This window comes from Thioalkalivibrio sp. AKL10 (assembly GCF_000381845.1).
Classification (GTDB): domain Bacteria; phylum Pseudomonadota; class Gammaproteobacteria; order Ectothiorhodospirales; family Ectothiorhodospiraceae; genus Thioalkalivibrio; species Thioalkalivibrio versutus.
In genome coordinates this window covers 1114737-1140238 of record NZ_KB907142.1, presented here as the reverse complement: position 1 = coordinate 1140238, position 25502 = coordinate 1114737, and the positions used below count along the sequence as shown (strand labels likewise).

At 66.9% G+C, this 25502-nt stretch carries 19 protein-coding genes; 11 read left to right on the top strand and 8 right to left on the bottom strand.

What is annotated here, in order from left to right; genetic code table 11:
* Positions 1-6: 6 nt before the first annotated feature.
* From G333_RS0105460 to glnE, 3 genes are read right to left on the bottom strand one after another with little or no spacing between them, the layout of a single operon-like run.
* Positions 7-231 (bottom strand): zinc-finger domain-containing protein, encoded by a 225-nt coding sequence (locus G333_RS0105460; protein ID WP_018145221.1) that lies wholly within the window; start codon positions 229-231, stop codon positions 7-9.
* 38 nt (positions 232-269) lie between these two features.
* On the bottom strand, positions 270-1190 hold the full coding sequence (locus G333_RS0105455) for a branched-chain amino acid transaminase (RefSeq protein WP_019562766.1): 921 nt from the start codon (positions 1188-1190) through the stop codon (positions 270-272).
* Positions 1191-1202: 12 nt separating this feature from the next.
* Complete coding sequence (glnE, locus tag G333_RS0105450) at positions 1203-4130, bottom strand: bifunctional [glutamate--ammonia ligase]-adenylyl-L-tyrosine phosphorylase/[glutamate--ammonia-ligase] adenylyltransferase (RefSeq protein ID WP_019627900.1); 2928 nt, start codon at positions 4128-4130, stop codon at positions 1203-1205.
* A 148-nt stretch (positions 4131-4278) separates the two neighbouring features.
* Between glnE and G333_RS0105445 the strand changes: the two genes are divergently transcribed.
* The 5 genes from G333_RS0105445 (at position 4279) to G333_RS0105425 (ending at position 14439) form a co-directional block, all read left to right on the top strand.
* The gene (locus G333_RS0105445; protein WP_019627899.1) at positions 4279-5316 is read left to right on the top strand and encodes a Fe(3+) ABC transporter substrate-binding protein; all 1038 of its coding nucleotides are present in this window, start codon (positions 4279-4281) and stop codon (positions 5314-5316) included.
* Between the two features lie 203 nt (positions 5317-5519).
* Positions 5520-7286: an iron ABC transporter permease gene (locus G333_RS0105440; protein WP_019627898.1), complete on the top strand. Its 1767-nt coding sequence runs from the start codon at positions 5520-5522 to the stop codon at positions 7284-7286.
* Entirely contained in the window at positions 7283-8392 is a 1110-nt protein-coding gene (locus G333_RS0105435) for an ABC transporter ATP-binding protein (protein WP_019627897.1), read from the top strand. The genes G333_RS0105440 and G333_RS0105435 overlap by 4 nt, the downstream gene beginning before the upstream one ends.
* A 75-nt stretch (positions 8393-8467) precedes the next feature.
* The gene (locus G333_RS0105430; RefSeq protein WP_019562763.1) at positions 8468-10291 is read left to right on the top strand and encodes an autotransporter assembly complex family protein; all 1824 of its coding nucleotides are present in this window, start codon (positions 8468-8470) and stop codon (positions 10289-10291) included.
* 8 nt (positions 10292-10299) lie between these two features.
* Positions 10300-14439 (top strand): translocation/assembly module TamB domain-containing protein, encoded by a 4140-nt coding sequence (locus tag G333_RS0105425; RefSeq protein WP_019627896.1) that lies wholly within the window; start codon positions 10300-10302, stop codon positions 14437-14439.
* Positions 14440-14772: 333 nt separating this feature from the next.
* On the opposite strand, the gene G333_RS0105420 is transcribed toward G333_RS0105425, so the two are convergent.
* The 5 genes from G333_RS0105420 to G333_RS0105400 form a co-directional block, all read right to left on the bottom strand.
* Positions 14773-15282: a thioredoxin fold domain-containing protein gene (locus G333_RS0105420; protein ID WP_019627895.1), complete on the bottom strand. Its 510-nt coding sequence runs from the start codon at positions 15280-15282 to the stop codon at positions 14773-14775.
* Between the two features lie 201 nt (positions 15283-15483).
* Complete coding sequence (locus G333_RS0105415; RefSeq protein ID WP_018168992.1) at positions 15484-16125, bottom strand: OmpA family protein; 642 nt, start codon at positions 16123-16125, stop codon at positions 15484-15486.
* Positions 16126-16574: 449 nt separating this feature from the next.
* Positions 16575-18239 (bottom strand): chaperonin GroEL, encoded by a 1665-nt coding sequence (groL, locus tag G333_RS0105410; protein WP_018175630.1) that lies wholly within the window; start codon positions 18237-18239, stop codon positions 16575-16577.
* A gap of 51 nt (positions 18240-18290) precedes the next feature.
* Positions 18291-18581, bottom strand: a complete 291-nt coding sequence (gene groES / locus G333_RS0105405; protein ID WP_018145210.1) for a co-chaperone GroES — start codon at positions 18579-18581, stop codon at positions 18291-18293.
* Between the two features lie 152 nt (positions 18582-18733).
* Positions 18734-19216 carry an FxsA family protein gene (locus G333_RS0105400; RefSeq protein WP_018168990.1) on the bottom strand — a complete coding sequence of 161 codons (483 nt, stop codon included), beginning with the start codon at positions 19214-19216 and terminating at the stop codon, positions 18734-18736.
* 208 nt (positions 19217-19424) lie between these two features.
* Between G333_RS0105400 and G333_RS0105395 the strand changes: the two genes are divergently transcribed.
* The 6 genes from G333_RS0105395 to G333_RS0105370 are packed head-to-tail and all read left to right on the top strand — an operon-like array spanning position 19425 to position 25427.
* Entirely contained in the window at positions 19425-19964 is a 540-nt protein-coding gene (locus G333_RS0105395; protein WP_019627894.1) for a thioredoxin family protein, read from the top strand.
* Between the two features lie 36 nt (positions 19965-20000).
* Complete coding sequence (locus G333_RS0105390; protein ID WP_019627893.1) at positions 20001-21377, top strand: TolC family protein; 1377 nt, start codon at positions 20001-20003, stop codon at positions 21375-21377.
* A 38-nt stretch (positions 21378-21415) separates the two neighbouring features.
* Positions 21416-22213 (top strand): efflux RND transporter periplasmic adaptor subunit, encoded by a 798-nt coding sequence (locus G333_RS0105385; RefSeq protein WP_019627892.1) that lies wholly within the window; start codon positions 21416-21418, stop codon positions 22211-22213.
* Between the two features lie 3 nt (positions 22214-22216).
* On the top strand, positions 22217-22558 hold the full coding sequence (cutA, locus tag G333_RS0105380) for a divalent-cation tolerance protein CutA (RefSeq protein WP_019627891.1): 342 nt from the start codon (positions 22217-22219) through the stop codon (positions 22556-22558).
* A complete protein-coding gene (gene dsbD / locus G333_RS0105375; RefSeq protein WP_019627890.1) occupies positions 22546-24864 on the top strand; it encodes a protein-disulfide reductase DsbD in 2319 nt (772 codons plus the stop codon). Before cutA ends, dsbD begins: the two co-directional genes overlap by 13 nt.
* Complete coding sequence (locus tag G333_RS0105370; RefSeq protein WP_019627889.1) at positions 24861-25427, top strand: TlpA disulfide reductase family protein; 567 nt, start codon at positions 24861-24863, stop codon at positions 25425-25427. Before dsbD ends, G333_RS0105370 begins: the two co-directional genes overlap by 4 nt.
* The last annotated feature ends 75 nt before the right edge of the window (positions 25428-25502 follow it).

The following is a 25502-nucleotide window of genomic DNA, read 5'->3' as shown; positions in this document are numbered from 1 at the left end:
ACGCGACTAGTCGTCGTCTTTCAGGATGAACTGGGTGCCGCAGTAGGGGCACAGGTAGCGGCCGTCGGGGGTCTCGTCGATCGGGAGAAAGACGCGCGGGTGCGAGGACCACAGCGCCATCGTCGGCGTGGGGCAGTGCAGCGGCAGGTCCTTGCGCGTGACGGTGATTTCGGTCTGCGCGTTCGCGGTCGGGTACTGATCCTGGTGGTGGGCGGTATCGGGGTTCACCATGGTTTTTCTCGCATCCGGTTGACGGAAAATTGGGCGTCTCAGACGAAGGTCAGCCAGCCCTCGTGGCGGCTGTCCCGGCCCTGTACCACATCGAAGTAGCGCGACTGCAGGCGCTCGGTGATGGGTCCGCGGGTGCCGGAGCCGATCGGGCGGTCGTCGACCTCGCGGATCGGAGTCACCTCGGCGGCGGTACCGGTAAAGAAGGCCTCGTCGGCGATGTACACCTCGTCGCGGGTGATGCGCTTCTCGATGACGTCCAGGCCCTCCTCGTGCGCCAGCTCGATGACCGTGCGGCGGGTGATGCCGTCCAGCGCGGAGGTCAGGTCCGGGGTGAACAGCACGCCGTCGCGCACGATAAAGATGTTCTCGCCGCTGCCTTCGGCCACGTAGCCCTCGGTATCCAGCAGCATGGCCTCGTCGTAGCCACAGCGGGTGGCCTCCTGCAGGGCCATCATGGAGTTCATGTAGTTGCCGTTGGCCTTGGCCTTGCACATGGTCACGTTGACGTGGTGCCGGCTGAAAGAGGAGGTGCGAATCCGAATCCCCTTCTCGATACCCTCGTCGCCCAGGTAGCTGCCCCAGTGCCAGGCCGCAACCATCGCATGCACCAGGAGGTTGTCGGCGCGCAGGCCCATCCCTTCGGAGCCGAGGAAGCACATCGGACGCAGGTAGGCGCTTTCCAGCCCGTTGTCGCGCACGGACGCGATCTGGGCATCGTTCAGCACCTCGGCGGCATAGGGGATGGTCATGCCGAGAATCTTGGCCGAGTTGAACAGCCGCCGGGTGTGGTCCTGCAGGCGGAAGATCGCGGGGCCGCGCTCGGTCTTGTACGCGCGCACGCCCTCGAACACCCCCATGCCGTAATGCAGCGTGTGGGTGAGCACGTGGGTCTTCGCCTCACGCCAGGGCACCATCTGCCCGTCCAGCCAGATCACCCCGTCGCGGTCGGCCATCGACATTGTCTTGTTCCTCTATGTGGGCTCGTTCGCGGCCGATTCCGGCTCGCCGAACAGGTCATTCCAGGCATCGATCACGCCATCGCGCACGGCGCAGAGCTCGTCGTCGGGCTTTTCGACCCGGGCGTCCAGGCCCGCCAGCGTCAGGCGGTGGATGCGGTTGCGCAGATCGCGGTATGCATCCGCCAGCGCCTCGCTCAACGCCGCGTCGATCACGCCCTCGCGCCCCAGTGCATCCAGCGTGCGGATCTTGTCCGGCCAGTCACACACGGCGGGATGATCGTGAGCAGATACCAAAACCCAGTATTGAACCATGAATTCGATATCAGTGATACCGCCCCGGTCGCGCTTGAGATGGAAGCCGTGGCCCCGCTTCGAGGCGTGCTCGGCCAGCATGCGGTTGCGCATCTCGACCACCTCGGCGCGCAGTGCATCGGTATCCCTTTCACGAGTCAGCACCTCGCGACGCAGGGCATCGAACTGCTCGCCCAGTTCGGCATCCCCGGTCACGAAGCGCGCACGCACCAGCGCCTGATGCTCCCAGGTCCAGGCCGACTCGTCCTGGTAACGCCGGAACGCCTGCAAGCCGCTGACCAGCAGACCCGCGGTACCACTAGGGCGCAACCGGGTATCCACCTCGTACAAGCGGCCCGCCGGGGTAAAGGCCCCCAGCAGGTGCACCACCCGCTGGGCGACGCGGGCGAAGAATTCGGTGTTGTCGATCACCTTGGGCCCCGCGGTCTGCGCCTCGTCGCCCTCGCTGTCGTGCAGGAACACCACGTCCAGATCCGAACCATAGCCCAGCTCGAAGCCACCCAGCTTGCCGTACCCGATCACCGCAAAGCGCGCGACGCGGCGCGCATCCGTGGCCCCGCACTGCGGCTCGCCGTGGCGCTCCACCATCTTGTCCCAGGCCAGCTGCAGCACCCGCTCCAGAAGCACCTCGGCCAGCCAGGTGAGATGGTCGGAGATCTTCATCAGCGGCAGAAAGCCCATGATGTCGGCGGCCGCCACGCGCAGCGTCTGCACCTGCTTGAACTGGCGCAGCCGGTCCAGCATCTGCTCGTGGTCCTGCCCGGGGAACTGCGCCAGCTCGGCCTCCAGCTCCTCGCGCAGCCCGTCACGATCAGGTGGCGCGTACAGCGCGCGCGGGTCCAGTAGCTCGTCCAGCAGCACCGGGTGGCGGGTCAACTGCTCGTTGATCCACGGGCTGGCGGCCACCAGCTTGACCAGCTGCGACAGCGCCAGGGGGTTCTCCACCAGCAGCGACAGGTACACCGAGCGCCGGGCAATCGTGCGCACCATCTGCAGCGCCCGCGGCAATACCGCATCCGGCGCGTCCATCTCCGCGATCGCCCCGATCAGCAACGGCATCAGGCGGTCCAGGCGCTGGCGCCCGGTCACGCTCATCGCGCGCACGCCCGGACTCTCGCGCAGATCGGCGATCCCGCGCAGAGCCTCGTCCGCATCCTGAAAGTCCATCGCCCCCAGCACCGCCCGGGCATCCGCCTCCGGCAGCGAGCCCTGCCACAGACGATTGAGCTGCTGCTCGCGCCCGGTCTCGGGCGAGGCCTCCATGGCCTCCCCGTCCGCACGCTGCGGGGCACTGAATACCTGCTCGAAGTGAGCATGCACCCGCCGCTGCTCGCGCAACAGCGCCATCTCGAAGGCCGCCTCGTCGTCGAACCCCAGCGACAGCGCCAGTCGATGCCGGTCCTGGCCATTGGAGGGCAGACGGTGGGTCTGCTGGTCATTCAGCATCTGCAGACGGTTCTCTACCCGGCGCAGGAAGCGATAGGAACGTTCCAGCTGGTCGACGGCGTAGCCGGGCAGCAGGTCGCGCTCCTGCAATGCCGTCATCACGCCCAGCAGGTCACGCCGCTGTAGCCCCTGGTCGCGCCCCCCGCGGATCAACTGGAACGACTGCGCGATGAACTCGATCTCGCGGATCCCACCCTCGCCGTGCTTCACGTCCTCGAAGCGACCGCGCCGCGCCGACTCGTCGTTAATCATCTGCTTCAGCTCGCGCAGATTGGCCAGCGTGCCGTAGTCCAGATAGCGCCGGTAGATGAACGGGCGCAGCCGGCGCATCAGGCGCGCCCCGGCCTCCGGGTCGCCCGCCAGCGGACTCGCCTTGATCAAGGCGTAGCGCTCCCACTCGCGGCCGTGGGCCTGGTAGTAGTCCTCCATCGCGTCGAAGTGCATCACCAGCGGTCCGGAATCCCCGAACGGGCGCAGGCGCATGTCCACGCGATAGCAAAAGCCGTCCGCAGTCACGTCCGACAGCGCCGCAATCAGCTGGCGCCCCAGGCGCTGGAAGAATTCCTGATTCTCGATCACGCGCTTGCCATCGGTCTCCCCCGCCTCCTCGAAGGCGAAGATCAGATCGATATCCGAGGAGAAGTTGAGCTCGCTGCCACCCAGCTTGCCGAGCCCCAGGACCACCATGGACAGGGCCTCGCCCGCGGGGCTGCGCGGCTGGCCGTAACGCTCCTGCAAATGGCGGTCCAGCCATTGCAGGCCACCCTCGATAAGGGAGCGGGCCAGACGGCTCAGGTCGTGCATGACCTCGTCGAGGTCGGCGTGCCCGGCCAGGTCGCGCCAGGCGATGCGGATCATCTCGCGATGCCGCGTTTCGCGCAGCGCGTGACGCAGCCCGGCATCGTCGGTCACGGCCCCCAGGCGCGCCTGCAGCGTGCGCTCGAAGTCCGCATCGTCACAAGCCGGTATTTGGCCGTGTGGATCCAGCGCCTCGAGCAAGTACTCTGGATGCTGACGCACTGTCTGCACCAGGTAGTGACTGAAGGCGAACGGGGCCGGGGTCGACGCCAGGAAGGTGTCCGGCCAGGCGAGCTTTTCATCCAGCTCGGCCAGCAGATCGCGGACCTCCTGCTCCAGCGGCGGCGACAGGCGAGCGGGGGATTCGGGCAGGGGCTTGTCCATGTGCCAAGCGTATCAGCGTTGCGACCCGGGGAGGCCACCCCATGCCACGTACCGGTCGCGGGGTATTGACTTGGATGAGAACACAAATAACAATCGTTCTCGTCTACACGGCTATCCGCCGCATGAATCCACACGAGGATCGCTCGCCATGAACGTTCGCCCGTTTGCCTGGCTGATCGCCACGGCCGCCGCCATCGCCGTCAGCATGCCCCTGGTCGGCTGCAGCCCCGCCGACCAGGACGAGGTCAACCTCTATTCGGCGCGCCAGGAAAACCTGATCAAGCCGCTGCTGGACGACTTCACTGATCAGACCGGCATCCCGGTCAACCTGGTGACCGGCGGGGCGGACAGTCTGCTGCAGCGCCTGCGCCACGAGGGTCGCAACTCACCCGCCGATCTCTTCATCACCGTGGACGCGGCGCGTCTGCACCAGGCCAGCGAGGCCGGCGTGCTGCAGGCGGTCGAATCGGACGTGCTGCGCGAGAATATCCCGGAGCGCTACCGCGACCCGGACGGACAGTGGTTCGGCCTGTCGTCGCGCGCGCGCCCCATCCTCTACCACAAGGACCGCGTGGACCCGGCGGAACTCTCCACCTACGAGGCCCTGACCGATGCGCATTGGGAGGGCCGGATCTGTATCCGCTCCTCCGACAACGTGTACAACCAGTCGCTGGTGGCCGCGATGATCGCCACCGAGGGTGCCGAAGCCGCCCAGGACTGGGCCGCCGGAATCGTGGCCAACATGGCGCGCCAGCCGCAGGGCGGCGACCGCGACCAGATCCACGCCGTGGCCAACGGGGTCTGCGACGTCGCGATCGCCAACACCTACTACCTGGGCCTGATGCTGGACGGCGAGGGCCGTGATCGCGAGGTCGCCGAGCAGATCGGGGTGTTCTGGCCCAACCAGGACGGCCGCGGCACCCACGTGAATATCAGTGGCGCCGGCGTCACCGCGCATGCCCCGAACCGGGACAACGCGATTCGCCTGCTGGAATTCCTGTCCTCCACCGAGGCGCAGGAGTGGTACGCCGAGGTCAACCAGGAATACCCGATCCGCGACGACGTACCCGCCAGCGACATCCTCCAGAGTTTCGGCGAATTCCAGTCCGACGACATCGAGCTCTACCGTCTGGGCAACCACAACGCCGAGGCCGTACGCATCATGGACCGCGTCCGCTGGCGCTGATGCTCGTCCACGACACCCCACTCACTCTCGCCCCCGGTCCTCCGGGGGCGTTCTGTTGGGCACCACAGAACGCGCGGAGGGCACAGGGCCGGGCATAAGGCGCGGTGTAGCGACCGGGGTCGCGGCACATGGCCTCGACAATCCGCCAGTCACAAGGCGGCCATAGTGGTATTCGAAACAAGAACCTTTATTATTCGCAATCCATGACCGCCCAGACCACCAACCCGCCCGCGACGCCTGCGAATCCTGCGGTTCGCCAGCGCCTGCCGTTCAGCCCGTGGTCGGCGGTCGCCATCGTCGTAGCGCTGACACTCGCCCTGCCGATCCTGGTCATCTTCGGGCACGTGTTCATCCCCGCCGGCGAGGTCTGGACCCACCTGCGCGAGACAGTCCTCGCGGACTATGTCGTCAACTCCCTGGCCCTCCTGATTGGCGTCGGGATCGGGGTGCTGGTGATCGGGGTGCCGGTTGCCTGGCTGGTCAGCGTGTGCGAGTTCCCCGGCCGTTCGATCTTCCAGTGGGCACTGATGCTGCCGCTGGCCATGCCGGCCTACATCATTGCCTACACCTATACCGGCATGCTGGATTTCAGTGGTCCGGTACAAAGCCTGATCCGTGAGCTCACAGGACTGGGATACGGCGAGTACTACTTCCCCGAGATCCGCTCGCTGGGCGGCGCCATGGCCATGCTGACGCTGGTGCTCTACCCCTATGTCTACCTGCTCAGCCGCGCCGCCTTCCTCGAGCAGTCGGTCTGCGTGCTGGAGGTCTCCCGCACTCTGGGCGCCGGCCCGTTCGGTGGCTTTCGCCGGGTCGCCCTGCCGCTCGCGCGCCCGGCCATCATCGCCGGGTTGACCCTTGCGCTGATGGAAGTGCTGGCCGATTACGGCACGGTCGCCTACTTCGGCGTGAGCACCTTCACCACCGGCATCTTCCGCACCTGGTACGCCCTGGGCGACCCGGCCGCAGCGGCCCAGCTCGCGGCCGTGCTGCTGACCTTCGTATTCGTACTGATCGTGCTGGAACGCTGGTCGCGGGCCAAGGCGCGCTTCCATCACACCAGCCGCCGCTACTCGACCCTGCCGCGTTACCAGCTACGCGGCTGGAAGGCCACCGCGGCCTTCCTGGGCTGCCTGTTTCCGGTCCTGCTGGGCTTCCTGCTGCCGGCCCTCCAGCTCGGACTGTGGACCGTGCAGACCACCGAACAATGGATGAACCCGGCCTTCGGGCGGCTGGTCTTCAACAGCTTCTGGCTGGCCATCGCCGCGGCCGTGATCGCGGTCGTCCTGGCCCTGGTCCTCGCCTATGCGCGGCGCATGGAGGGCGGGCGTTTCACCGCGGCTGCCGTGCGCGTCGCCGGGATGGGCTACGCGGTACCCGGCATCGTGATCGCGATCGGCGTGATGATCCCGTTCGCCGCCTTCGACAACGCCCTGGACGGCTTCATGCGCGACACCTTCGGGGTATCCACCGGCCTGTTGCTGTCGGGCACGCTGTTCGCCCTGCTGTTCGCCTATGCCGTGCGCTTCCTCGCGGTCTCGCTGCAAACGGTCGAGGCCGGGCTGGGCAAGATCCAGCCGAGCATGGACGATGCCGCCCGCTCGCTGGGGATGCGTCCACTGCAGACCCTGACCCGGGTACACCTGCCGATCATGCGCGGCACCCTGCTGACGGCATTGCTGCTGGTATTCGTCGATGTCCTGAAGGAGCTTCCGGCGACGCTCATCCTGCGCCCGTTCGACTTCAACACCCTCGCCGTGCGCGCCTTCGAGCTGGCCAGTGACGAGCGCCTGGCCGAATCCTCCAGCGCCGCCCTGGCCATCGTGCTGGTCGGGCTGGTTCCCGTTATCCTGCTGTCCGTGACCATCGGCCGCTCGCGCCCCGGCCAGCAGGGCCCGACCCGCGCGCCGGACGAAGAATCGTCGCAAAAACCCCTCGCCATGCCCGCAGGCACGACGAATACGCCATGACCCAGCCCATCGAAACCACACTGCAGGTGCCCCATACCCCGCTGATCGCCCTCGATCGAGTGGATATCGGCTATGACGGTACCGCCGTGGTCCATCAGGTCTCCCTGGCCCTGCCCAAGGGCCAGATCGGCTGCCTGCTGGGCCCCTCCGGCTGCGGCAAGACCACATTGCTGCGGGCGATCGCCGGCTTCGAGCCCTTGATGGCGGGGAGCATCCAGCTGGACGGGCGCAGCGTCAGCGATGCCCGCAGCACGATCCCGCCGGAGAAGCGCGGGGTCGGCATGGTGTTCCAGGATTTCGCCCTGTTCCCGCACCTGAGCGTGGCCGACAACATTAGCTTCGGCATCCGCCACTGGAGCCGCAAGGATCGTGACGAGCGCATCCGCTCGCTCCTCAAGCTGGTGGGGTTGCCGGGCTATGGCGAGTCCTACCCGCACGCCCTGTCCGGTGGCCAGCAGCAACGCATCGCCCTGGCCCGGGCCCTGGCCCCGCGGCCCAAGCTGCTGTTGCTGGATGAGCCATTTTCCAGCATGGACGTGGAGCTACGCAGCGAACTGGCCCGCGAGGTCCGGCGCATCCTGCGCGCGGAGAACACCACCGCCATCCTGGTCACCCACGACCAGAACGAGGCCTTCGCCTTCGCCGATCGCATCGCGGTGATCCACCAGGGCCGCGTGGCCCAGTGGGACACTGCCTACAACCTCTACCATCGACCGGCGGATCGTTTCGTCGCAGACTTCGTCGGCGAGGGTACGCTGATCCCCGGCATGGTCTGCGCCGAACACGTGGTCGATACCGCCTTTGGCCAGATCGAGGGCACGCTGTCGGAACAGCTGCCGCCCGGCACCGCCGTGGACGTCCTCGTGCGTCCGGACGACATCGCGATCGACAACGAAGCGGGCACCATCCGCACCGAGATCCTCGACAAGGCCTTCCGCGGGGCGGACTTCCTCTACACCCTGCGCCTGCCGGACGGCCTCAGCGTGCTGTGCATGGCGCCCAGCCACGACAATTTCGTCATCGGCGAGCACGTGCGCCTGCGCCTCGACTTCACCCACCTGGTAGTGTTCTCGCGCGGCAGCGGGGTCGACTGCCCGGCCTCCTGACCCTGGCGCGCTCCGCAGCCCGCCAGGGTCGTTGGTGCAGGCCCAGCGGGAACTCGCGTGATTTCGCGCGTTCCGATGTCGACACGCTCCCCTTTCCGCAACCGCTATCATCGTTTCATGACCCACGCCCGCGCCCCTGTTGTCCGCCGCCCGGCCCGCACCGGGCTGGGCGTGGTTGCGATGCTGCTCGTCGCACTGGCGGGCATCCCGGGGGCGGCCGGTGCGCAGGATGGCTCCACCCCCGGCTTGCAGATCGAGGGGGGTACCGACGCTCAGCGCAGCAATATCCGCAACAGCATCAACCTGGCGCGCCACCCCTGCGACTTGCCCGGGTTTCGTGAGGGCCGCGTGTTGCGCGACACCGAGGCGCGCGCCACCGATGCCCTGCGGGCGATCGGTTTCTACGACCCCGAGCTGGATCTCGATTTCGAACGCCACGAGGCCTGCTGGGATATCCGCATCACCCTGGATCCCGGCCCGCCGACCACGGTGGAGCAGGTGGACCTGCAGATCACCGGCGAGGGAGCCGGTGATCTCGGCTTCGAGGCCGTGCTCAGCCAGACCGAGATCCGCGAGGGCGACACCCTGCGCCATGATCGCTACGAGGCCCTGCGCAACCGCATGACGCGGATCGCGTCGGATCGCGGCTATTTCGACGCCGATCTCCACACCCGACGCCTGGAAGTGGACCGCGACACCCGCAGCGCGACCATCCGCCTGCACATGGATACCGGCGATCGCTACCGCGTGGGGCGGGTCCACATCGACCAGGACATCCTCTCCGAGGACTTCGTCCAGCGCATGGTGCCGTTCGCGGCGGGTGACCCGTACAGCTCGGCGCAGATCATCGCGCTGCAGCGCAATCTGAACGACAGCGGCTACTTTGGCGGCGTCCGTGTGCGCCCGCAACGCGACGCGGCAGAGGGACTGCAGGTCCCGATCCTGGTCGAACTGGAGCCGCGCAAACGCCATAGCTACGAGGCCGGCATCGGCTACTCCACCGATATCGGCCCGCGTATCCGGCTGCGCTACGAACATCGCTACGCCAACCGGATCGGCCATCGCTACCAGGCCGAGATCGAGGCGTCGCCGGTGCGTTCCGGGATCGGCTACAACTACGAGATCCCGCTGCGCGACCCGCTGCGCGAACGCCTGAACCTGTTCACCACCTATCGCACGGAAGACACCGACACCCAGCAGTCCGATCGCTTCCAGGTCGGCGCCAACCGGGTCCTGCAGCGCCGCAGCGGCTGGCAGACCACCGAGGGGCTGCGCTACGAGTACGAGGACTACACCGCCGGCGAGGATGACAGCGGGCGCAGCAACCTGCTGATCCCGTCCTACCGGATCAGCCGCATGGAAGCGGACGAACCGATGACCCCGCGCCGCGGCTACCGCTTCGAGACCACCGTTCAGGGCGCGCGCGAAGAGATCCTGTCCAGCATCTCGTTCGCCCAGGTCCTGGCCAGCGGCAAGGTGGTCCGCGGCCTCGGCACCGGCCGGGTGCTGGCCCGCGTGGATGCCGGCTTCACCGACGTGGACTCGGTCAGCGACCTCCCCAGCTCTCTGCGCTTCTATGCCGGGGGCGATGCCAGCATCCGTGGCTACGGCTACCAGCGGGTCGGGCCACGCAACGACAGCGGCGACGTGATTGGTGGGCGCCACAAGGTAGTGGGCAGCCTCGAGTACGACTACCCGGTCGTCGGCAACTGGAGCGCCGCGGCCTTCGTCGACGCCGGCAACGTCGTCAACGAGTGGGACGAGTTCGACCCCGTCTACGGCGTCGGGGTCGGTGTGCGCTGGCGCTCCCCGGTCGGCCCGCTCCGCGTGGACCTGGCCCACGGGCCGGACTCGGACGATGACTTTCGCATCCACTTCTCCATGGGTCCGGACCTTTGAGACCCCTGTTGCGCGGCACACTGTGGGGGCTCTCCACGGTCCTTACCCTGGTGATCATCCTGCTGGGCACCCTCGGGGCCCTGCTCGCGACCGAATCGGGGACCCGCTGGCTGGTCGAACAGGGCGAGCGCCTGGCCCCCGTCGAATTGCACATCAACCGGGTCGAGGGGACCCTGTTCACCGAGCTGCACCTGCACGGGTTGCACTTGGCACTGCCCGACGGCCCGGTGATCGACCTGCCCGCCGGGCGCGTCGGGATCAGCGCCCGCAGCCTGCTCCGCGGCGAGCTGAACATCCGGACACTGGCCGCCACCGGGCTGCGCGTGGACCTGCCACCACCCGACCCGGATGCGCCACCCGCGGACGAACCCTTCGCCCTGCCCGATTCCTTCCGGCTGCCGCTGGCGGTGCGCCTGGGCCAGCTCCAGGTGGAGGACATGGAGATCCTGCTGGCGGGCGAACCCCTGGCCTCGATCACCCGCCTGACAGCCCGCGCCCGGTCCAGCGGCTCGCGCATCGAACTGCACGAACTGGAGTTGGACATGCCGGAGATCCGGGCCCAGCTGGCCGGCGAGATTGAGGCCGATGGCGACTACCCCGTGCATCTGCGGGGCCAGTGGCAGGCACCCCTGCCCACGGCCCTGGCCGAGGGCCTGGGCACGGACGAGGCGCGTGGCGAGTTGGAGATCACCGGGGCCTTGCGCGAACGTGTGCAGCTCGAACATGACCTGCGCGCCGGGGTCGAGCTGAACCTGCAGGCCAGCGCCCACGAACTGTTCACCACCCCGGCGCTGGAACTGGCGGCGCAGTGGCAACCCTTCACCTACCACCTCGACCCGGAACAGGACATCGCCCTGGAGGGCGGCCGCCTCGACCTGCAGGGGACTCCGGAGGACTGGGCGCTGAATCTGCAGACCGCGGCCACCCTGACGCCCTGGCCACGGCTTGTGCTGAACACCCGGGCGCACGGGGACCTCGAATCGGTGGAGATCGAAGCCCTGGATATCGACTCCGAGGCCGGGCGGGTCACGCTCGCCGGGCCCATTCGCTTTGTCGACACCCTGGACTGGGACCTCACCCTGGAGGCCGAGGACCTGACCCCCGCCGGAATGGGTGTGGAGTTCAATGCCGGGGTCGAACGCCTGAAGGGACGGTTGCAGGGCACCCTGCCGCTGGGAACCGACACCCCGCCTCTGGCGGCCCTGGACGCGAGCGTCACCCTTGACGAGCTGACCGGGCACTACGAGGGGGAACCCATCACCGGCAGCCTGAACGCCTGGCTGGTCGACGGTCAGGCGCGGATCGAGGACACGCACCTGACGATCCGCGATACCGCGCAGCTGGACCTGAACGCTTCGGCCACGGGCCTGGCGGGCGACCTGAGCGACCCCGATCATCGCCTCGTCTTCGACCTCGGACTGGATCTGGAGGCCCCGGATCTGGCGCGCCTGCACTCGGAGCTGGACGGGCAGATCGAGCAACTGCGACTCGTGCTGGACGGCAACTACGCCCCCGCCAGCGGCGCCCTGAGCGCGCAGCTTGGCCTGGACCCATTGCGCGCCCGACTGCGCGGGATCGACATCACGGGCGATGCACTGATCGCGCTGACCGAGACGGGTGGCGAGATCGAGCGGCTGCAACTCGCCACCGACACAGGTGCCCGGCTCGCCCTGAATGGTGATCTCGACTGGTCCGAGGGCCTGCGCTGGGACCTCACACTGGAAGGCGACGGGCTGGATCCGTCGCTGGTGGTCGCCGAGGCCCCCGGCCAGATCGCCCTCGCCCTGCTCAGCCAGGGGCACCTCGACGCCGACGGCACCCCCCGCGTGCAGGCCCAACTCCAACGGCTGGATGGTACGCTGCGCGACCAGCCCGTATCCGGTCAGGGCCAACTGCAGCTGGAGGGAGAACATCTGCGAGTGGACCAGCTGGACCTGGCGCTGGGCCGGAACACCCTGACCGCCCACGGCGAATGGACCGAGGCCCTGGACTTCGAGCTGCGCCTGGATGCCCCGGAGCTGGATCGGGTCTGGCCCGACCTCGCCGGCCGACTGGAGCTCGATGCACACATCACCGGAGAACCCGATCGGCCGCGCGTGGCGGCACGCGGAACCGGTGCGGGGTTGCGACTCGCGGATATCACCCTGGAGCAACTGGAGCTGGGGGCCGACGCCGGCCTCGAGGTCGCCGCCCCGGCCGAGATCGACCTGCGCCTGACGGGCCTCGGGCTGGCCGACGGCACACGCGTGGAGACCCTGCGCCTAGGCGCCTCCGGTCGTATCGACGGGCATCGCGTGACACTGGCGGCCGATGCCGGGGATCTGGGCTCGCTGGATCTGGCGCTGCAAGGCGAACTGAACCCCGACACCCTCCACTGGCGCGGCCAGATCGCACGGCTGAATCTGGACCAACCCGCGGGGGGCCCCTGGCAACTGACCGAACCGGTCGCACTGGAAGGCGGGCCGGAAGATGCACGGCTGGAGCGCCTGTGCCTGGCACGCGACGACGGACGGCTGTGCGTCGAGGGGGATTGGGATGCGGCGACAGGGGCCGAGTTCGCCGCCGAGGCCCGGGCGGTGGACCTGGCCTGGCTGGAACCCTTCCTGCCGCCGGAACTCGCTATCGCGGGCCAGCTGAATGCTGACGCCAGCGGCCGTATGGAAGCCGATGGCACCGTGACGGCCGACCTGACCGTGACCCCGACCGATGGCCACCTGGTCGTGCGCGACGAGGACGGAGACCTGGAGGAGGTGCCCTACCGCGATGTGCGGCTGACCGCCCGGGTGCGCGATCGCGACGTGGACGCCTCCCTGCGGCTCGACTTCCTGGATGGCGGGACGGCGCGCAGCGACATCCAACTACGCCCGGACGGCGACGACCTGCGTATTGACGGCGACTTCGAGGCGCACCTCGATAACCTGTCCTGGCTCGCGGCTCTGAGCCCCGAGATCCAGCGCCTGCGTGGCTCGCTCAACGCCCGCCTCGACTTCGGCGGACGACTGGACGCGCCACTGGTGGAGGGCGAAGTGGCGTTCCGCGACGGCGGGGTCCTGATCCCCGAGGCCGGCATCGATATCGTCATTCCCGAGATCACGGCCCGGGTGGTCTCGGCCGAACAGCTGACCCTGACCGGCCGCCTGGAGTCGGGGGACGGCGGTATCGACCTCGACGGTCGCGTGGACCTCGGCGACGCCGGGCCCCGTGCCGAGCTGAACCTGACCGGCGAGGACTTCCTGGTGGTCAATCGGATCGACGCCGAGGCACGCATTACACCAGACCTGCAGCTGGTCTTTACCCCCGACGACGGTATTCGTGTGCGCGGCGAGGTCTTTCTGCCCTGGGCGCGCATCCGTCCGCCGGATCTGCCGCCCGGAGCGATCCGCGTCTCCGGCGACGAGATCATCCTCGGGGAGGAGATCACGGAGGCACAGGGACTCAAGACCGACATCCGCATTCGGATCCGTCTGGGGGATGACGTGCGCTTCGACGGCTTCGGCCTGACCGCACGCTTCGCCGGCGAGGTGGATGTCGAGGAGGTCACCGGGCAACCGACCCAACTGTTCGGCGAGATCACGATCCCCGAAGGCGAGTACAGCGATTACGGCCAGGACCTGCGGGTGGAACGCGGCAGCCTGGTCTTCCAGGGGCCGGCGGAGAACCCGGAACTGGACCTGCGCGCGGTACGCACCGTGCGCGAATACAACGTGACCGTCGGGCTGGAGATCCGCGGCACGCCGGACAACCTGAGCTCGCGGGTGATCTCGGACCCGCCGATGGACGAGACCGAGGCGATGTCCTACCTGCTGACTGGACGCCCCCTATCCGGCGCCTCGCAATCCGATGGCAACATGATCGCTGCTGCCGCAGCCGCCTACGGGCTGGAACAGGGCGCGGTGATTACCGAACGCATCGGGCGCGAACTGGGGCTGGACGAGGTGGAGCTGGACACCGAGGGCGGGCTGGACGAAAGCGCGCTGACACTGGGCCTGTACCTCTCGCCGCGCCTGCTGCTGCGCTACTCCATCGGGCTGTTCGACAACACATCGAAGGTCTTGCTGCGCTACGAACTGACCCGCAACCTGAGCGTCGAGACTGCCTCCGGGACGACGGAGCAGTCGGTAGACCTGATCTATCGATTCGAGCGCTAGGGAGACGCTGCGGACTAAGGATCAAAGGCCTTTTTCACCACGAAGCACACGAAGAAGATCCATGCCGGTTTAACCACAGAGGACACGGAGTTCACGGAGGCGCTCAAACCTGCTCTCGGTGGTGATCGGCGCTCGAATGATTTCACCTTGAAGATCTTCTCAATGCCGGTGCTGGCCCGTCATCGCGAGGCGCGAAGCGCCGTGGCGATCTCCGTGGAATGCAACCCAGCGGACTTTCGGGGTGGCCTCGCTGAGCCCAGAACGACAAACCTGTCATTCCATACCCACACCACTTCTGGCGCGATCGCGAAGTGCGCGTTGACCAGAGTCTCCCTAGCTTGAGGTATCGCGAGCGCCGTTGCGCGCGGCGTCGATGCGCACGCGGATCTGGCTGCGGTAGAGCTGTTCGTTGGGGATGCCCACCAGGGGACGCCCGACCGGCTGGCCCTCGGCATCGAACGCCATAATCGTCGGCACCACCCGCACGCCGTAGGCACGACCCAGCTCACTGCCCAGCTTGGTCGTGCCGTCGAAATCGCGCACCTCCTGGCGATCCAGCATGACCTTGCGGATATTCACACCCTGGAGAGCCGGGTCCTCGGTCATCGGGCCAAGATAACGCTGTTCGGCACGATCACAGTAGGGACAGCTACTCGACGCGAACATGATCACGGTCGCCTTGCCATCGCCCTGGGTGTTCAGCGCCTGGAGGTCCGTTGCGCGTTCGACGCCACCCGCCGCGACCGAAGTAGCCAGCAGCATGCCGACCAACAAGGCACCGGAGCGCAGCAGCATCGGGCCGAACGGGGAGCGGGGAAGGTTCGTATTCAGGTTCATGGTCATCATGGATCCTTGGGTGTTTGGAACCAGTCTAGGGCCGCCACATTAACGCAGGCTGAAGGGCCGGCAATCGCGCCCCCGCCTCCGGCCGGGCCGAAGGTCCGCCGAATGGCGCCCGCGAGTTGCCCACAAAAAAGGCCCCGCCGGAGCGGGGCCTGATTCCAACGCGCCGGCGAACCGGCGGTCAGGGTCTTGCCGGCGACCTTAGTCGGCGCGCTTGCGCACGTCGGAGGTCACTTCCACGCGGCGGTTGGCTTCGCGGCCTTCCTGGGTGGAGTTGTCGGCGGTCGGGCGGTCTTCACCGTAGCCGACGGTGCGGATGTCACTTTCACGCACGCCTTCGCTGGCCAGGAAGTCGGTGACTGCCTGGGCGCGACGTTCGGACAGGCCCTGGTTGTAGTCGGCCGGGCCGATGGTGCAGGTGTGGCCTTCGACCAGCACCGAGCTGTACTCGGCGTCGTCGGAGGTCAGGCTGCGGGCCAGATCACGCAGGGCGGAACGACCTTCGGAACGCAGGTCTGCGCTGTCAAAGTCGAACAGGGCCTGGGCGCTCAGCGTGGTGGTGGTGAATTCCGGCTCCGGCTCCGGCGCCGGGGCAGCCGCCGGCTCGGGCTCGGGGGCCTCGGCAACTTCTTCGATGTAGCCCGCGCAATGCGGGAACTTCACGTTTTCTTCCGTCCAGGAGCGCGTACGCACACATTCACCGGAGCGATCGACCACAACCTTGCCGCTACGGTCGGTCACGTTGGCGGCCGGCGGTTCCTGCGCCACAACCTGCCCGGCGGCGCCGAGCACCAGCGAGGCCACGGAAGCGGCCAGAAGATTCTTAACGAGCTTATGATTCATTGCAAAGCCTCCTTGTAAAAACAATAGACGTCGGACCCGGGTTGAACCGCGCGACCACCATGGTACGCGCCGCGACCGCAATCCAAAGCAGCGAGCTCCTTGCGCCAAGCCCCCTACAGTACCCTGATAGTGGCACACAAGTTCGGGTTTTGCACGCTTCGGAACGCAAATTATGTGTCGACATCACAACATCGTCACATTCCGTAAATTTCCGAATATCCAGTGACTTTCGACTGCCCTGTTTCGATATTGCAACAGACAGAACCCGAATCGCACAGCGACATTCCGGCAAGCTGTACTCCGGAAGACACACAACCCTGTTAAGGGTTCCTGAAACCGCGGATTTGGCACCCGAACTCGGACCCCAGGAAACGGTACCGGTCAGACAAAAAGACCCCGCCGAAGCGGGGTCCCTAGGTACATCAACGATGCACGGGTAAAGCGGCGAATTACATCATGCCGCCCATGCCACCCATGCCGCCCATGCCACCCATACCGCCCATGTCGTCGCCACCGGCGCCGCCACCGTCATCCTTCTTCGGGATGTCGGCAATCATGGCCTCGGTGGTGATCAGCAGGGCAGCGACCGATGCGGCGTTCTGCAGCGCGGAACGGGTCACCTTGGTCGGGTCCAGGATGCCCATGTCGATCATGTCGCCGAACTCGCCGCTCGCGGCGTTGTAGCCGTAGTTGCCCTTGCCTTCCAGGACCTGGTTGAGGACCACGGACGGCTCGTCACCGGAGTTGTAGACGATCTGGCGCAGCGGCTCTTCCATCGCACGACGGCAGATGTTGATACCGGCGGTCTGCTCGTCGTTGTCACCCTTGAGCTTGGTGATCGCGGCGCAGGCACGCAGCAGGGCCACGCCACCGCCGGGTACCACGCCTTCTTCCACCGCCGCACGCGTGGCATGCAGGGCGTCTTCGACGCGGGCCTTCTTCTCTTTCATTTCGATCTCGGTGGCAGCACCGACCTTGATGACGGCCACACCGCCGGCCAGCTTGGCCACGCGTTCCTGCAGCTTTTCCTTGTCGTAGTCGGAGCTCGCTTCCTCGATCTGCGCACGGATCTGGTCGACGCGGCCCTTGATGTCCTTGTTGGACCCCATGCCGTCGATGATCGTGGTGTTCTCCTTGGTCACCTGCACCTTCTTGGCGCGGCCCAGGTCTTCCACCGTGGTCTTCTCCAGCGACAGGCCAACCTCTTCCGAGATCACCTGGCCACCGGTCAGCACGGCGATGTCCTGCAGCATGGCCTTGCGGCGATCACCGAACCCCGGGGCCTTCACGGCGGCGACCTTGACGATGCCGCGCATGGAGTTGACGACCAGGGTCGCCAGGGCTTCGCCTTCGATGTCCTCGGCGATGATCAGCAGCGGCTTGTTGGCCTTGGCCACGCCTTCGAGGATCGGCAGCAGATCACGGATGTTCGCGATTTTCTTGTCGAACAGCAGGATGTAGGCATCCTCCAGCTCGGCACTCATGTTCTGCTGGTTGTTGATGAAGTAGGGCGACAGGTAGCCGCGATCGAACTGCATGCCTTCGACGACATCCAGCTCGTTTTCCAGCGAGGAACCTTCCTCGACGGTGATCACGCCTTCCTTGCCGACCTTGTCCATCGCATCGGCAATGATCTCGCCGATCGCGGTGTCGGAGTTCGCGGAGATCGAGCCCACCTGGGCGATCGCCTTGTGCTCGGTGCACGGCTTGGAGAGCTTCTTCAGCTCTTCGGTGGCGGCCTTCACGGCCTTGTCGATGCCGCGCTTGAGGTCCATCGGGTTCATGCCGGCGGTGACCGCCTTCATGCCCTCGCGGACGATGGACTGGGCCAGCACGGTCGCGGTGGTGGTGCCGTCACCGGCGGTGTCGGAGGTCTGCGAGGAGACTTCCTTAACCAGCTGGGCGCCCATGTTCTCGAACTTGTCTTCCAGCTCGATTTCCTTGGCCACGGACACGCCGTCCTTGGTCACGGTCGGGGCACCAAAGGCCTTGTCCAGGACCACGTTGCGGCCCTTCGGACCGAGGGTGACCTTCACGGCGTTGGCCAGGGTGTTCACGCCCTTGGCCATGCGGGTACGGGCGTCGGTACCAAAGCGTACTTCTTTAGAGCTCATGATTCGTTCTACTCCTGAAAATTCGTGTTAGACGGTCGCGGTTCGGGGCGTTCAGCCCTCGATGACGGCCATGATGTCGTCTTCGCGCATCACGAGGACTTCGTTGCCATCGACCTTGACCTCGGTGCCGGAGTACTTGCCGAACAGGACCGTGTCACCAGCCTTCACGTCTAGGGGACGGGCTTCGCCGTTGTCCAGGATCTTGCCGTTGCCTACTGCAACCACTTCGCCACGGATCGGCTTCTCGGCCGCGGAATCCGGGATCACGATGCCGCCGGGGGTGGTGCGTTCTTCTTCCATACGCTTCACGATGACTCGATCGTGCAAAGGACGCAGGTTCATGGCGCGAACTCCTTAATAAAATGTCTCAAACAGGAAAATTGGTTTGTCGGGCAGGCACCCTGTTAGCACCCACCCCTGACGAGTGCTAATAATAGGGGCACACAAGGGCGAGTCAAGAGCGCGCGTTACGAAAGCGGGGCCAGAAACGTGAATCAGCGACGGTCGTCGTGGTCCAGCCGATCGTTCGGCGCCTCGGGGCGATCGTCGTGGTGGCGGAATTCGCCCTCGATGGTACCGCCGCCCGGCGGCCCACCAGGGCCGCCGGTGCGCGTGCGGACCATGCCGCGGCGCAGGATGCCGGCAGCCGCCCAGCGCCGCAGCGGCGGAATCAACAGCACGAAGCCGGCGGCATCGGTAAAGAACCCCGGCAGCAACAGCAGCACGGCGGCCGACATCAGCAGCCAGCCCTCGACCAGCCCGCGCGCCGGAACCTCCCCCCGCGCCAGGCTTTGTTGCAGCCGTCGCCAATGGTAGAAGCCCTGCAATCGGAACAACATCAGCCCGGCCGCCGCCGTGACGATCACCAGCACCACCGTCATCAGGGCGCCCACGGCATCGCCCACCCAGGCGAAGCCGAAGATCTCGAGCAGCACCAGACCGAGAAAGACAAACAGGGGAAAGAGGGGGTTGCGCATCGAAGGGGTTCCGCAGATCAGGCCTGTTTATTGGAACATGCGCCCCGGGTGGTGTCGATTGGAACCCCGCTGATGCGCGGACACTCCAATCTCCAGGCACCTGCGGGGAGCCCACCCCTTTTGTCCTTGCACAGCAAAGGGAATTAAGCCAGTCTCCTGCACGTCATTGGTGCATACGGCTATCTACATATTCGGAGAGTGACGGCTCATGTTGCGTAATCCAATCCTGATGCTGGCCCTGCTGGCCTTCCTTGTCCCCGCTCTGGCAACCGCCGCGGTCGAAGACCCGCGCGATCCGACACACCACTTCTTCGACCCGACCTTCGGCGAGTTCCCCGAAGAGCTGGAAGACGCGCGCGCGGCCGGCAAGAAAGGCATCCTGATCTTTTTCGAGATGGCCGACTGCCCGTTCTGCCACCGCATGAAAAACCAGGTACTGAACCAGCCCGAGGTCCAGGAATACTTCAGCGAACACTTCCGGGTGTTCAGCGTCGATGTCGAGGGCGCCATCGAGATCGTCACCTTCGAGGGCGAGACCAAAACCCAGATGGACTGGGCCACCCGCGACTACCGGGTGCGCGCCACACCGGTGTTCCAGTTCTTCAACCTCGATGGCGAACCGATCGCCCGCTTCACCGGGGCCACCCGCGACTCCCGCGAATTCCTGCAGCTAGGCGAGTTTGTCGCCGAAGGGCATTACAAGGACCAGAACTTCACGCGCTTCAAGCGCGAGCAAGACGGTCGCTAAACCCATCTTCTTGCCACTCCCGAGGATCGACGCCTGATGTCGCCGATGCACCCCCGCTCGTCCTGCACCGGACGCCGGCGGCCCCTGGCTCGCCTGCTACTGACCAGTCTGCTCCTGTGGCCCCTGGCCGGGCCGGCGACCGCCCAGGAAGCCGGCGGCGCAACCGGCCTCGGCCCGCTGCCCAACCCGATGCGGGTGGGTGACGCCCTGGAACGAGTCGACGCCCTGCACCCCCGGGTGCGTCAGGCGCGCGCCGACCGCGAACAGGCCCGCGCCGCCCTGGAGGCGACTCGTGCCGAGCGTGATGCGCGCGTGGATGCGCGGCTCGAGGCCCGCTGGATCGAGCCCAACGACTTGATTGCCGACCGCAGCCGCAACGACTCCCGCGCCTCCATCGTCGCACGCAAGCTGCTGAGCGATTTCGGGCAGTCGCATGCGCGCGAATCCGCAGGCGAACAGCGACTCGAGGCCGCCCGCCAGCAAGAGGAACTGACCCACGCCCGTCACCGCATCCACGTCCTCGAGCGCTACTTCGAGGTGCTGCTGGCAGATCTCGCCTTCGCCCGCGACACCGAGGCCATGGCCGCCGCCTACGTATCCAAGGAACGGGCCGAGGAGCGCAACCAGCGCGGTCAGGTCTCAGACATCGAGGTCTTCCGCCTGGAATCCGAGTACCAGACCCTGCGCGTGCAACGTACCCGCGCCCTGCAGGACCAGGCCCGCACCCGGGCCGCGCTGGCCGAAGCCCTGAACCGCCCGGACCGGCGCGTGCGTACCGTACTCGCCCCCATGCTGCCCCTGGATCTGCCCGAACTGCCCGAACTGGATGCGCTGCTCGCCGAACTGGATAACACCAGTCCGCGCCTGATGGCCGAGCGCCGCCACGTCGAGGCCGCCAGCCGCGAGGTGGCGGCCTCGCGCGCGCAGCGGCGCCCGCGCCTGTATGCCGAGGCCGAATCCGGCTGGTGGCACCGCGACCTGGGCGGCAGCGATCGCAACCCGTTCGCCGCCGGCCTGGTCCTGGAAATCCCGCTGTACGAGGGCCGCCGCCACGACAGCCGGGTCGGGCAGGCCGTCGCCGCCCGCCATCGAGCCGAGGCCGAGCTGGGCGAGGCCCGCATCGAGGCGCGCAACCGCCTGCGCGAGCTGCACGACGAGATCCGCGCACTACGAACCCAGCGCGACGAGGCCGCCTGGCGCATGGACTACCGCGAGCTGTACATCGACCGCGCGCGCTACCTGTACGACATCGAGGACCAGGCCGACCTGGGCGATTCGATGGTCCAGCAAAGCGCCGCGGCGCACTTCAATGCAAGCACCGAATTCCAACTGGCCCTGGCCTACGAGCGCCTGGCCCTGCTGAGCGGGCGCGACGAGCTGAGCCCGTTCCGCGCCACGGACGAAAACCCTTGAGCCGCCCAACCGCCGGCGACCGGACGGGAGACCTGACCATGCCCCGCGTATTCCATGTCCCATCCCTGCTGACCACCGGCGGCCTGCTGGCCCTGCTCGCCCTGGCACCCATGCCTCTACTGGCCGAGGAAGGCTTCGCGGCCCAACTCGACTGGGGTGAGCGCCACCGCATTACTGCCCCGATCGCGGGCCGCATCGAGGCAATCGAGGCCCGCGCCGGCGACCGGGTCGAGGCCGACGACGTCCTGTTCCGGCTGGATACCCGGCGCAGCGATGCCGACCTGCGCGCCGCCCGCGCGACCATGGAACGCCTGCAGATGGAGCTGGACGAAGCCGAGCGCGAGCGCGACAAGGCCGAGGATCTCTACGACCAGACCCTGATCGCCGCCCGCGAACTGGAATTGGCACGTATCGATTACGCGACCGTCGCGGCCCGCCTGGCCGAGGCCCGCGCCCAGCGCGACCGCATCCGCGCCGATCTCGAGGACGCGACCATCCGCGCCCCGGCCAGCGGGCGCCTGGTGCGCCTCGACGCCAACACGGGGCAGTACGTCAATCCGGCGTTGCTGCCGCCGGTCCTGGCGATCCTTGGCACCATCGACCCGATGCGCGCCGTGGCCACCGTCCCGGCCGCCACCGCCGCCGACCTGGAACCCGGGGAGACCGTTACGGTCGTAGTCGGCGACCAGCGTCTTTCCGGCACCATTGCGACCATCGGCTGGGAGCCGACCGGCGACGAGCCCGAGCGGGGTTACCGCGTCGAGGTCGAATTCTCTCCGATGGACGACACTCCACTGCGCCCGGGTCAGCCCGCACGGATCGAACGGGACTCCTGATACATGAGCAATGAGCAATCGCCATCCAGCGCCCGCGCCTGGCTGGTCATTACCACACTCGACGACCCGGACACGGCTGACAGCCTGGCCGGCGTCCTGGTGAAGCAGGGTCTGGCCGCGTGCGTGCATATCCTCCCGCCCGGACGCTCGGTCTACATGTGGAAAGGGAATATCGAAACCGACTCCGAAGTCACTCTACTGATCAAGACCTCGCCCGCGCGCCTGAACGATCTTCAGACCCAGCTGGCTGAACAACACCCCTACGACACACCCGAGATCATCGCCCTGCCGATTGAACGCGGGCTGCCCGATTACCTGGACTGGATAACGCAATGCACCTCATGAATCCGCGCACCTGGCTGGCAACCCTGCTGGTCGCACTCCTGCTGGCCCCGGGACTCACGCACGCCCTCTTCGAGGACGACCTGCTGGACCCGGATGACGCCTTCGCCCTGAGCGCCGAGGCGATCGACGCCGACACGGTACGGCTGACCTGGGACATCGCGGACGAGTACTACATGTACCGCGAGCAGTTCGACTTCACCCCCGAAAGCGACGGGCTGGAACTGGGCGAGGCCGAGATCCCGGACGGCGAGGTCAAGGAGGACGAATTCTTCGGGCGCGTCGAGACCTATCGCGGCCAGGTGCAGGTGAAGCTGCCGATCAAGGCGGCCGACAGCACCAGCATCGAGCTGACCGCGCGCTCGCAGGGCTGCGCGGACCTGGGCGTGTGCTACCCGCCGCACTTCCAGACGGTATCCATCGAGCTGCCCGGCCTGCCCAGCGGCAATGGCGAGACCCGCGCGGACGAAGGTGCCGGGGAAGAACGCAGCGCGCTGGGGGACCTGGGCAACCTGTCCGGCGACCTCGGCGCCGCCGATGACCTGCTGGAACCGGAGAAGGCCTTTGCCGCCTCGCTGGAGGCGATCAGCCAGAACGCGGCGATCCTGCGCTTCGACATTGCCGAGGGATACTATCTCTACCGTGAGCAGCTGGATGTGCGCATCGCCGAGGGCGATGGCATCGAGCTGGGGCCGGTCAACCCACCGGACGGCGAGCTCCAGGAAGACGAGTTCTTTGGCGAGAGCCAGGTCTACCGGGGCCAGGTCGAGATCCTGGTTCCGGTCCTGCGCGACGCGGATGACGTCTCCGAGATCACGCTGGCGATCGACTACCAGGGCTGCGCCGACGCCGGCGTGTGCTACCCGCCACTGACCCAGGAGGTCTCGGTCTCCTTTGCTGCCGATCTGGCCGCCGAGGCCGACACCGACGCCCTGCCGGAAACCGGCGACGGGGCTGCGGAAGACGACGAGGCCGCGGCACCGGTCACCCAGCAGGACCGCATCGCGGCCCAGCTGGCAGACGGCCAGATCTGGCTGGTGGCCCTGGCCTTCTTCGGCTTCGGGCTGCTGCTGACCTTCACCCCCTGCGTGTTCCCGATGATCCCGATCCTGTCGAACATCATCATCGGGCAGAAGAACCTGACCACACGCAAGGCATTCCTGATCTCGCTGGTGTTCGTGCTGGCCATGGCGCTGACCTACACCATTGCCGGCGTATTCGCGGGCCTGGCGGGTGCCAACCTGCAGGCGGCCTTCCAGAACCCCTGGATTATCGGGACCTTCGTGGCCATCTTCATCGCGCTGGCGATGTCGATGTTCGGCTTCTACGAGCTGCAGATGCCGGCCGGCGTGCAGAGCAAACTTTCGCAGATCAGCAACAAGCAGGAAGGCGGCACCTACGTCGGCGCCGGCATCATGGGCTTCCTTTCCGCCCTGATCGTCGGCCCCTGCGTGACCGCACCGCTGATCGGGGCGCTGCTCTACATCAGCCACACTGGCGATGCGGTGCTGGGCGGGATCGCGCTGTTCGCGCTGAGCATGGGCATGGGTGCGCCGCTGCTGGTCATCGGCACCTCCGCCGGGCGCCTGCTACCGAAGGCCGGTCCCTGGATGGATACCATCAAGGCGGTGTTCGGGGTCGGCCTGCTGGCCATCGGCATCTGGCTGCTCGAACGGGTGATCCCGGGCGAGGTCGCGATGTTCCTGTGGGCTATCCTGCTGATCGTGACCGCCGTCTACATGGGCGCACTAAGGACCCTGCCGGACAATGCCTCCGGCTGGTACAGCCTGTGGAAGGGCCTGGGTGTGGTGATCCTGATCTACGGCGTGCTGCTGATGCTCGGCGCGGCGACCGGCGGCAAGGACATCTTCCGCCCTCTGGCCACGTTCAACCAGCCCGCGGTGACGGCCACGGGCGAGCAGTCCGGGCCGACCGAGATGGAGTTCACCTACATCGACAGCCTGGAGGACGTGGAGCGCGAAGTCGCACGGGCCCGCGAAAACGGTCAGCCCGTGTTCCTCGACTTCTACGCCGACTGGTGCGTGGACTGCGTGCGTCTGGACCGCACCACCTTCCAGGACCCGCGCGTGCTCCGAGCGATGGGCGACGTGCACCTCCTGAAGGCCGACGTGACCGACAACACCTCCGAGCACCGCGACCTGATGCGTCACTTCAACCTGTTCGGGCCGCCGGCCATGATCTTCTATGACACCGACGGCAACGAGCTGCGCAACTACCGCAATGTCGGCTATCTGAATGCCGACCGCTTCCTGGCACACGTGGAAAGCGCCATCGGGGTGACGCCATGAAAAACCGCAAGCACACACTCGCAGGGGTGGTGGTCGCCACAGCCAGCGCCCTGATCCTGACCGCCTGTGGTGACCCGGAACCCGAGATGGACGCCGGGGCAACCTCTGCCAACGCGGCCACCGAGGTCGCCGCCGAGGCGACCCAGGGCAATCAACGCATCGACTTCACCCTGCCCGACCTCTCCGGTGAAGAACGCCAGTTCAGTGAGTGGGACGGCGACCTGATCGTGCTGAACTTCTGGGCCACCTGGTGCCCGCCCTGCAAGAAGGAGATGCCGCTGTTCCAGGACACCTTCGAGGCCTACCGGGACGACGGCTTCACCATCGTGGCAGTGGCCGTGGACGAACAGACAGCCACGCAGCATTTCGTCGACGATTTCGGCATCGAATTCCCGGTGCTGATCGGTCAGGACGAGGCGATGGCCGTGGGCCGGGAATACGGCAACCGCATCGGCGCCCTGCCCTACACCGTCCTGATCGACCGTGACGGCACCATCCTCGACACCCATCGTGGCGAGGTGGAGCCCGCTGACCTGGATGGCTGGCTGGAGGCGCACCTGTAACGCCCCCACAAGGACGCCAAGGGAGACGCTGATCAACTCGCACGGCCGCGGGCCCCTTCCGCAACAAGGCTGGTA

Excerpts from the sequence above, each read along its gene's own strand:
- G333_RS0105460 (WP_018145221.1), bottom strand. The coding sequence starts at position 231 with ATGGTGAACCCCGATACCGCCCACCACCAGGATCAGTACCCGACCGCG.
- G333_RS0105455 (WP_019562766.1), bottom strand. The coding sequence starts at position 1,190 with ATGTCGATGGCCGACCGCGACGGGGTGATCTGGCTGGACGGGCAGATG.
- glnE (WP_019627900.1), bottom strand. The coding sequence starts at position 4,130 with ATGGACAAGCCCCTGCCCGAATCCCCCGCTCGCCTGTCGCCGCCGCTG.
- G333_RS0105445 (WP_019627899.1), top strand. The coding sequence starts at position 4,279 with ATGAACGTTCGCCCGTTTGCCTGGCTGATCGCCACGGCCGCCGCCATC.
- G333_RS0105440 (WP_019627898.1), top strand. The coding sequence starts at position 5,520 with ATGACCGCCCAGACCACCAACCCGCCCGCGACGCCTGCGAATCCTGCG.
- G333_RS0105435 (WP_019627897.1), top strand. The coding sequence starts at position 7,283 with ATGACCCAGCCCATCGAAACCACACTGCAGGTGCCCCATACCCCGCTG.
- G333_RS0105430 (WP_019562763.1), top strand. The coding sequence starts at position 8,468 with ATGTCGACACGCTCCCCTTTCCGCAACCGCTATCATCGTTTCATGACC.
- G333_RS0105420 (WP_019627895.1), bottom strand. The coding sequence starts at position 15,282 with ATGACCATGAACCTGAATACGAACCTTCCCCGCTCCCCGTTCGGCCCG.
- G333_RS0105415 (WP_018168992.1), bottom strand. The coding sequence starts at position 16,125 with ATGAATCATAAGCTCGTTAAGAATCTTCTGGCCGCTTCCGTGGCCTCG.
- groL (WP_018175630.1), bottom strand. The coding sequence starts at position 18,239 with ATGAGCTCTAAAGAAGTACGCTTTGGTACCGACGCCCGTACCCGCATG.
- groES (WP_018145210.1), bottom strand. The coding sequence starts at position 18,581 with ATGAACCTGCGTCCTTTGCACGATCGAGTCATCGTGAAGCGTATGGAA.
- G333_RS0105400 (WP_018168990.1), bottom strand. The coding sequence starts at position 19,216 with ATGCGCAACCCCCTCTTTCCCCTGTTTGTCTTTCTCGGTCTGGTGCTG.
- G333_RS0105395 (WP_019627894.1), top strand. The coding sequence starts at position 19,425 with ATGTTGCGTAATCCAATCCTGATGCTGGCCCTGCTGGCCTTCCTTGTC.
- G333_RS0105390 (WP_019627893.1), top strand. The coding sequence starts at position 20,001 with ATGTCGCCGATGCACCCCCGCTCGTCCTGCACCGGACGCCGGCGGCCC.
- G333_RS0105385 (WP_019627892.1), top strand. The coding sequence starts at position 21,416 with ATGCCCCGCGTATTCCATGTCCCATCCCTGCTGACCACCGGCGGCCTG.
- cutA (WP_019627891.1), top strand. The coding sequence starts at position 22,217 with ATGAGCAATGAGCAATCGCCATCCAGCGCCCGCGCCTGGCTGGTCATT.
- dsbD (WP_019627890.1), top strand. The coding sequence starts at position 22,546 with ATGCACCTCATGAATCCGCGCACCTGGCTGGCAACCCTGCTGGTCGCA.
- G333_RS0105370 (WP_019627889.1), top strand. The coding sequence starts at position 24,861 with ATGAAAAACCGCAAGCACACACTCGCAGGGGTGGTGGTCGCCACAGCC.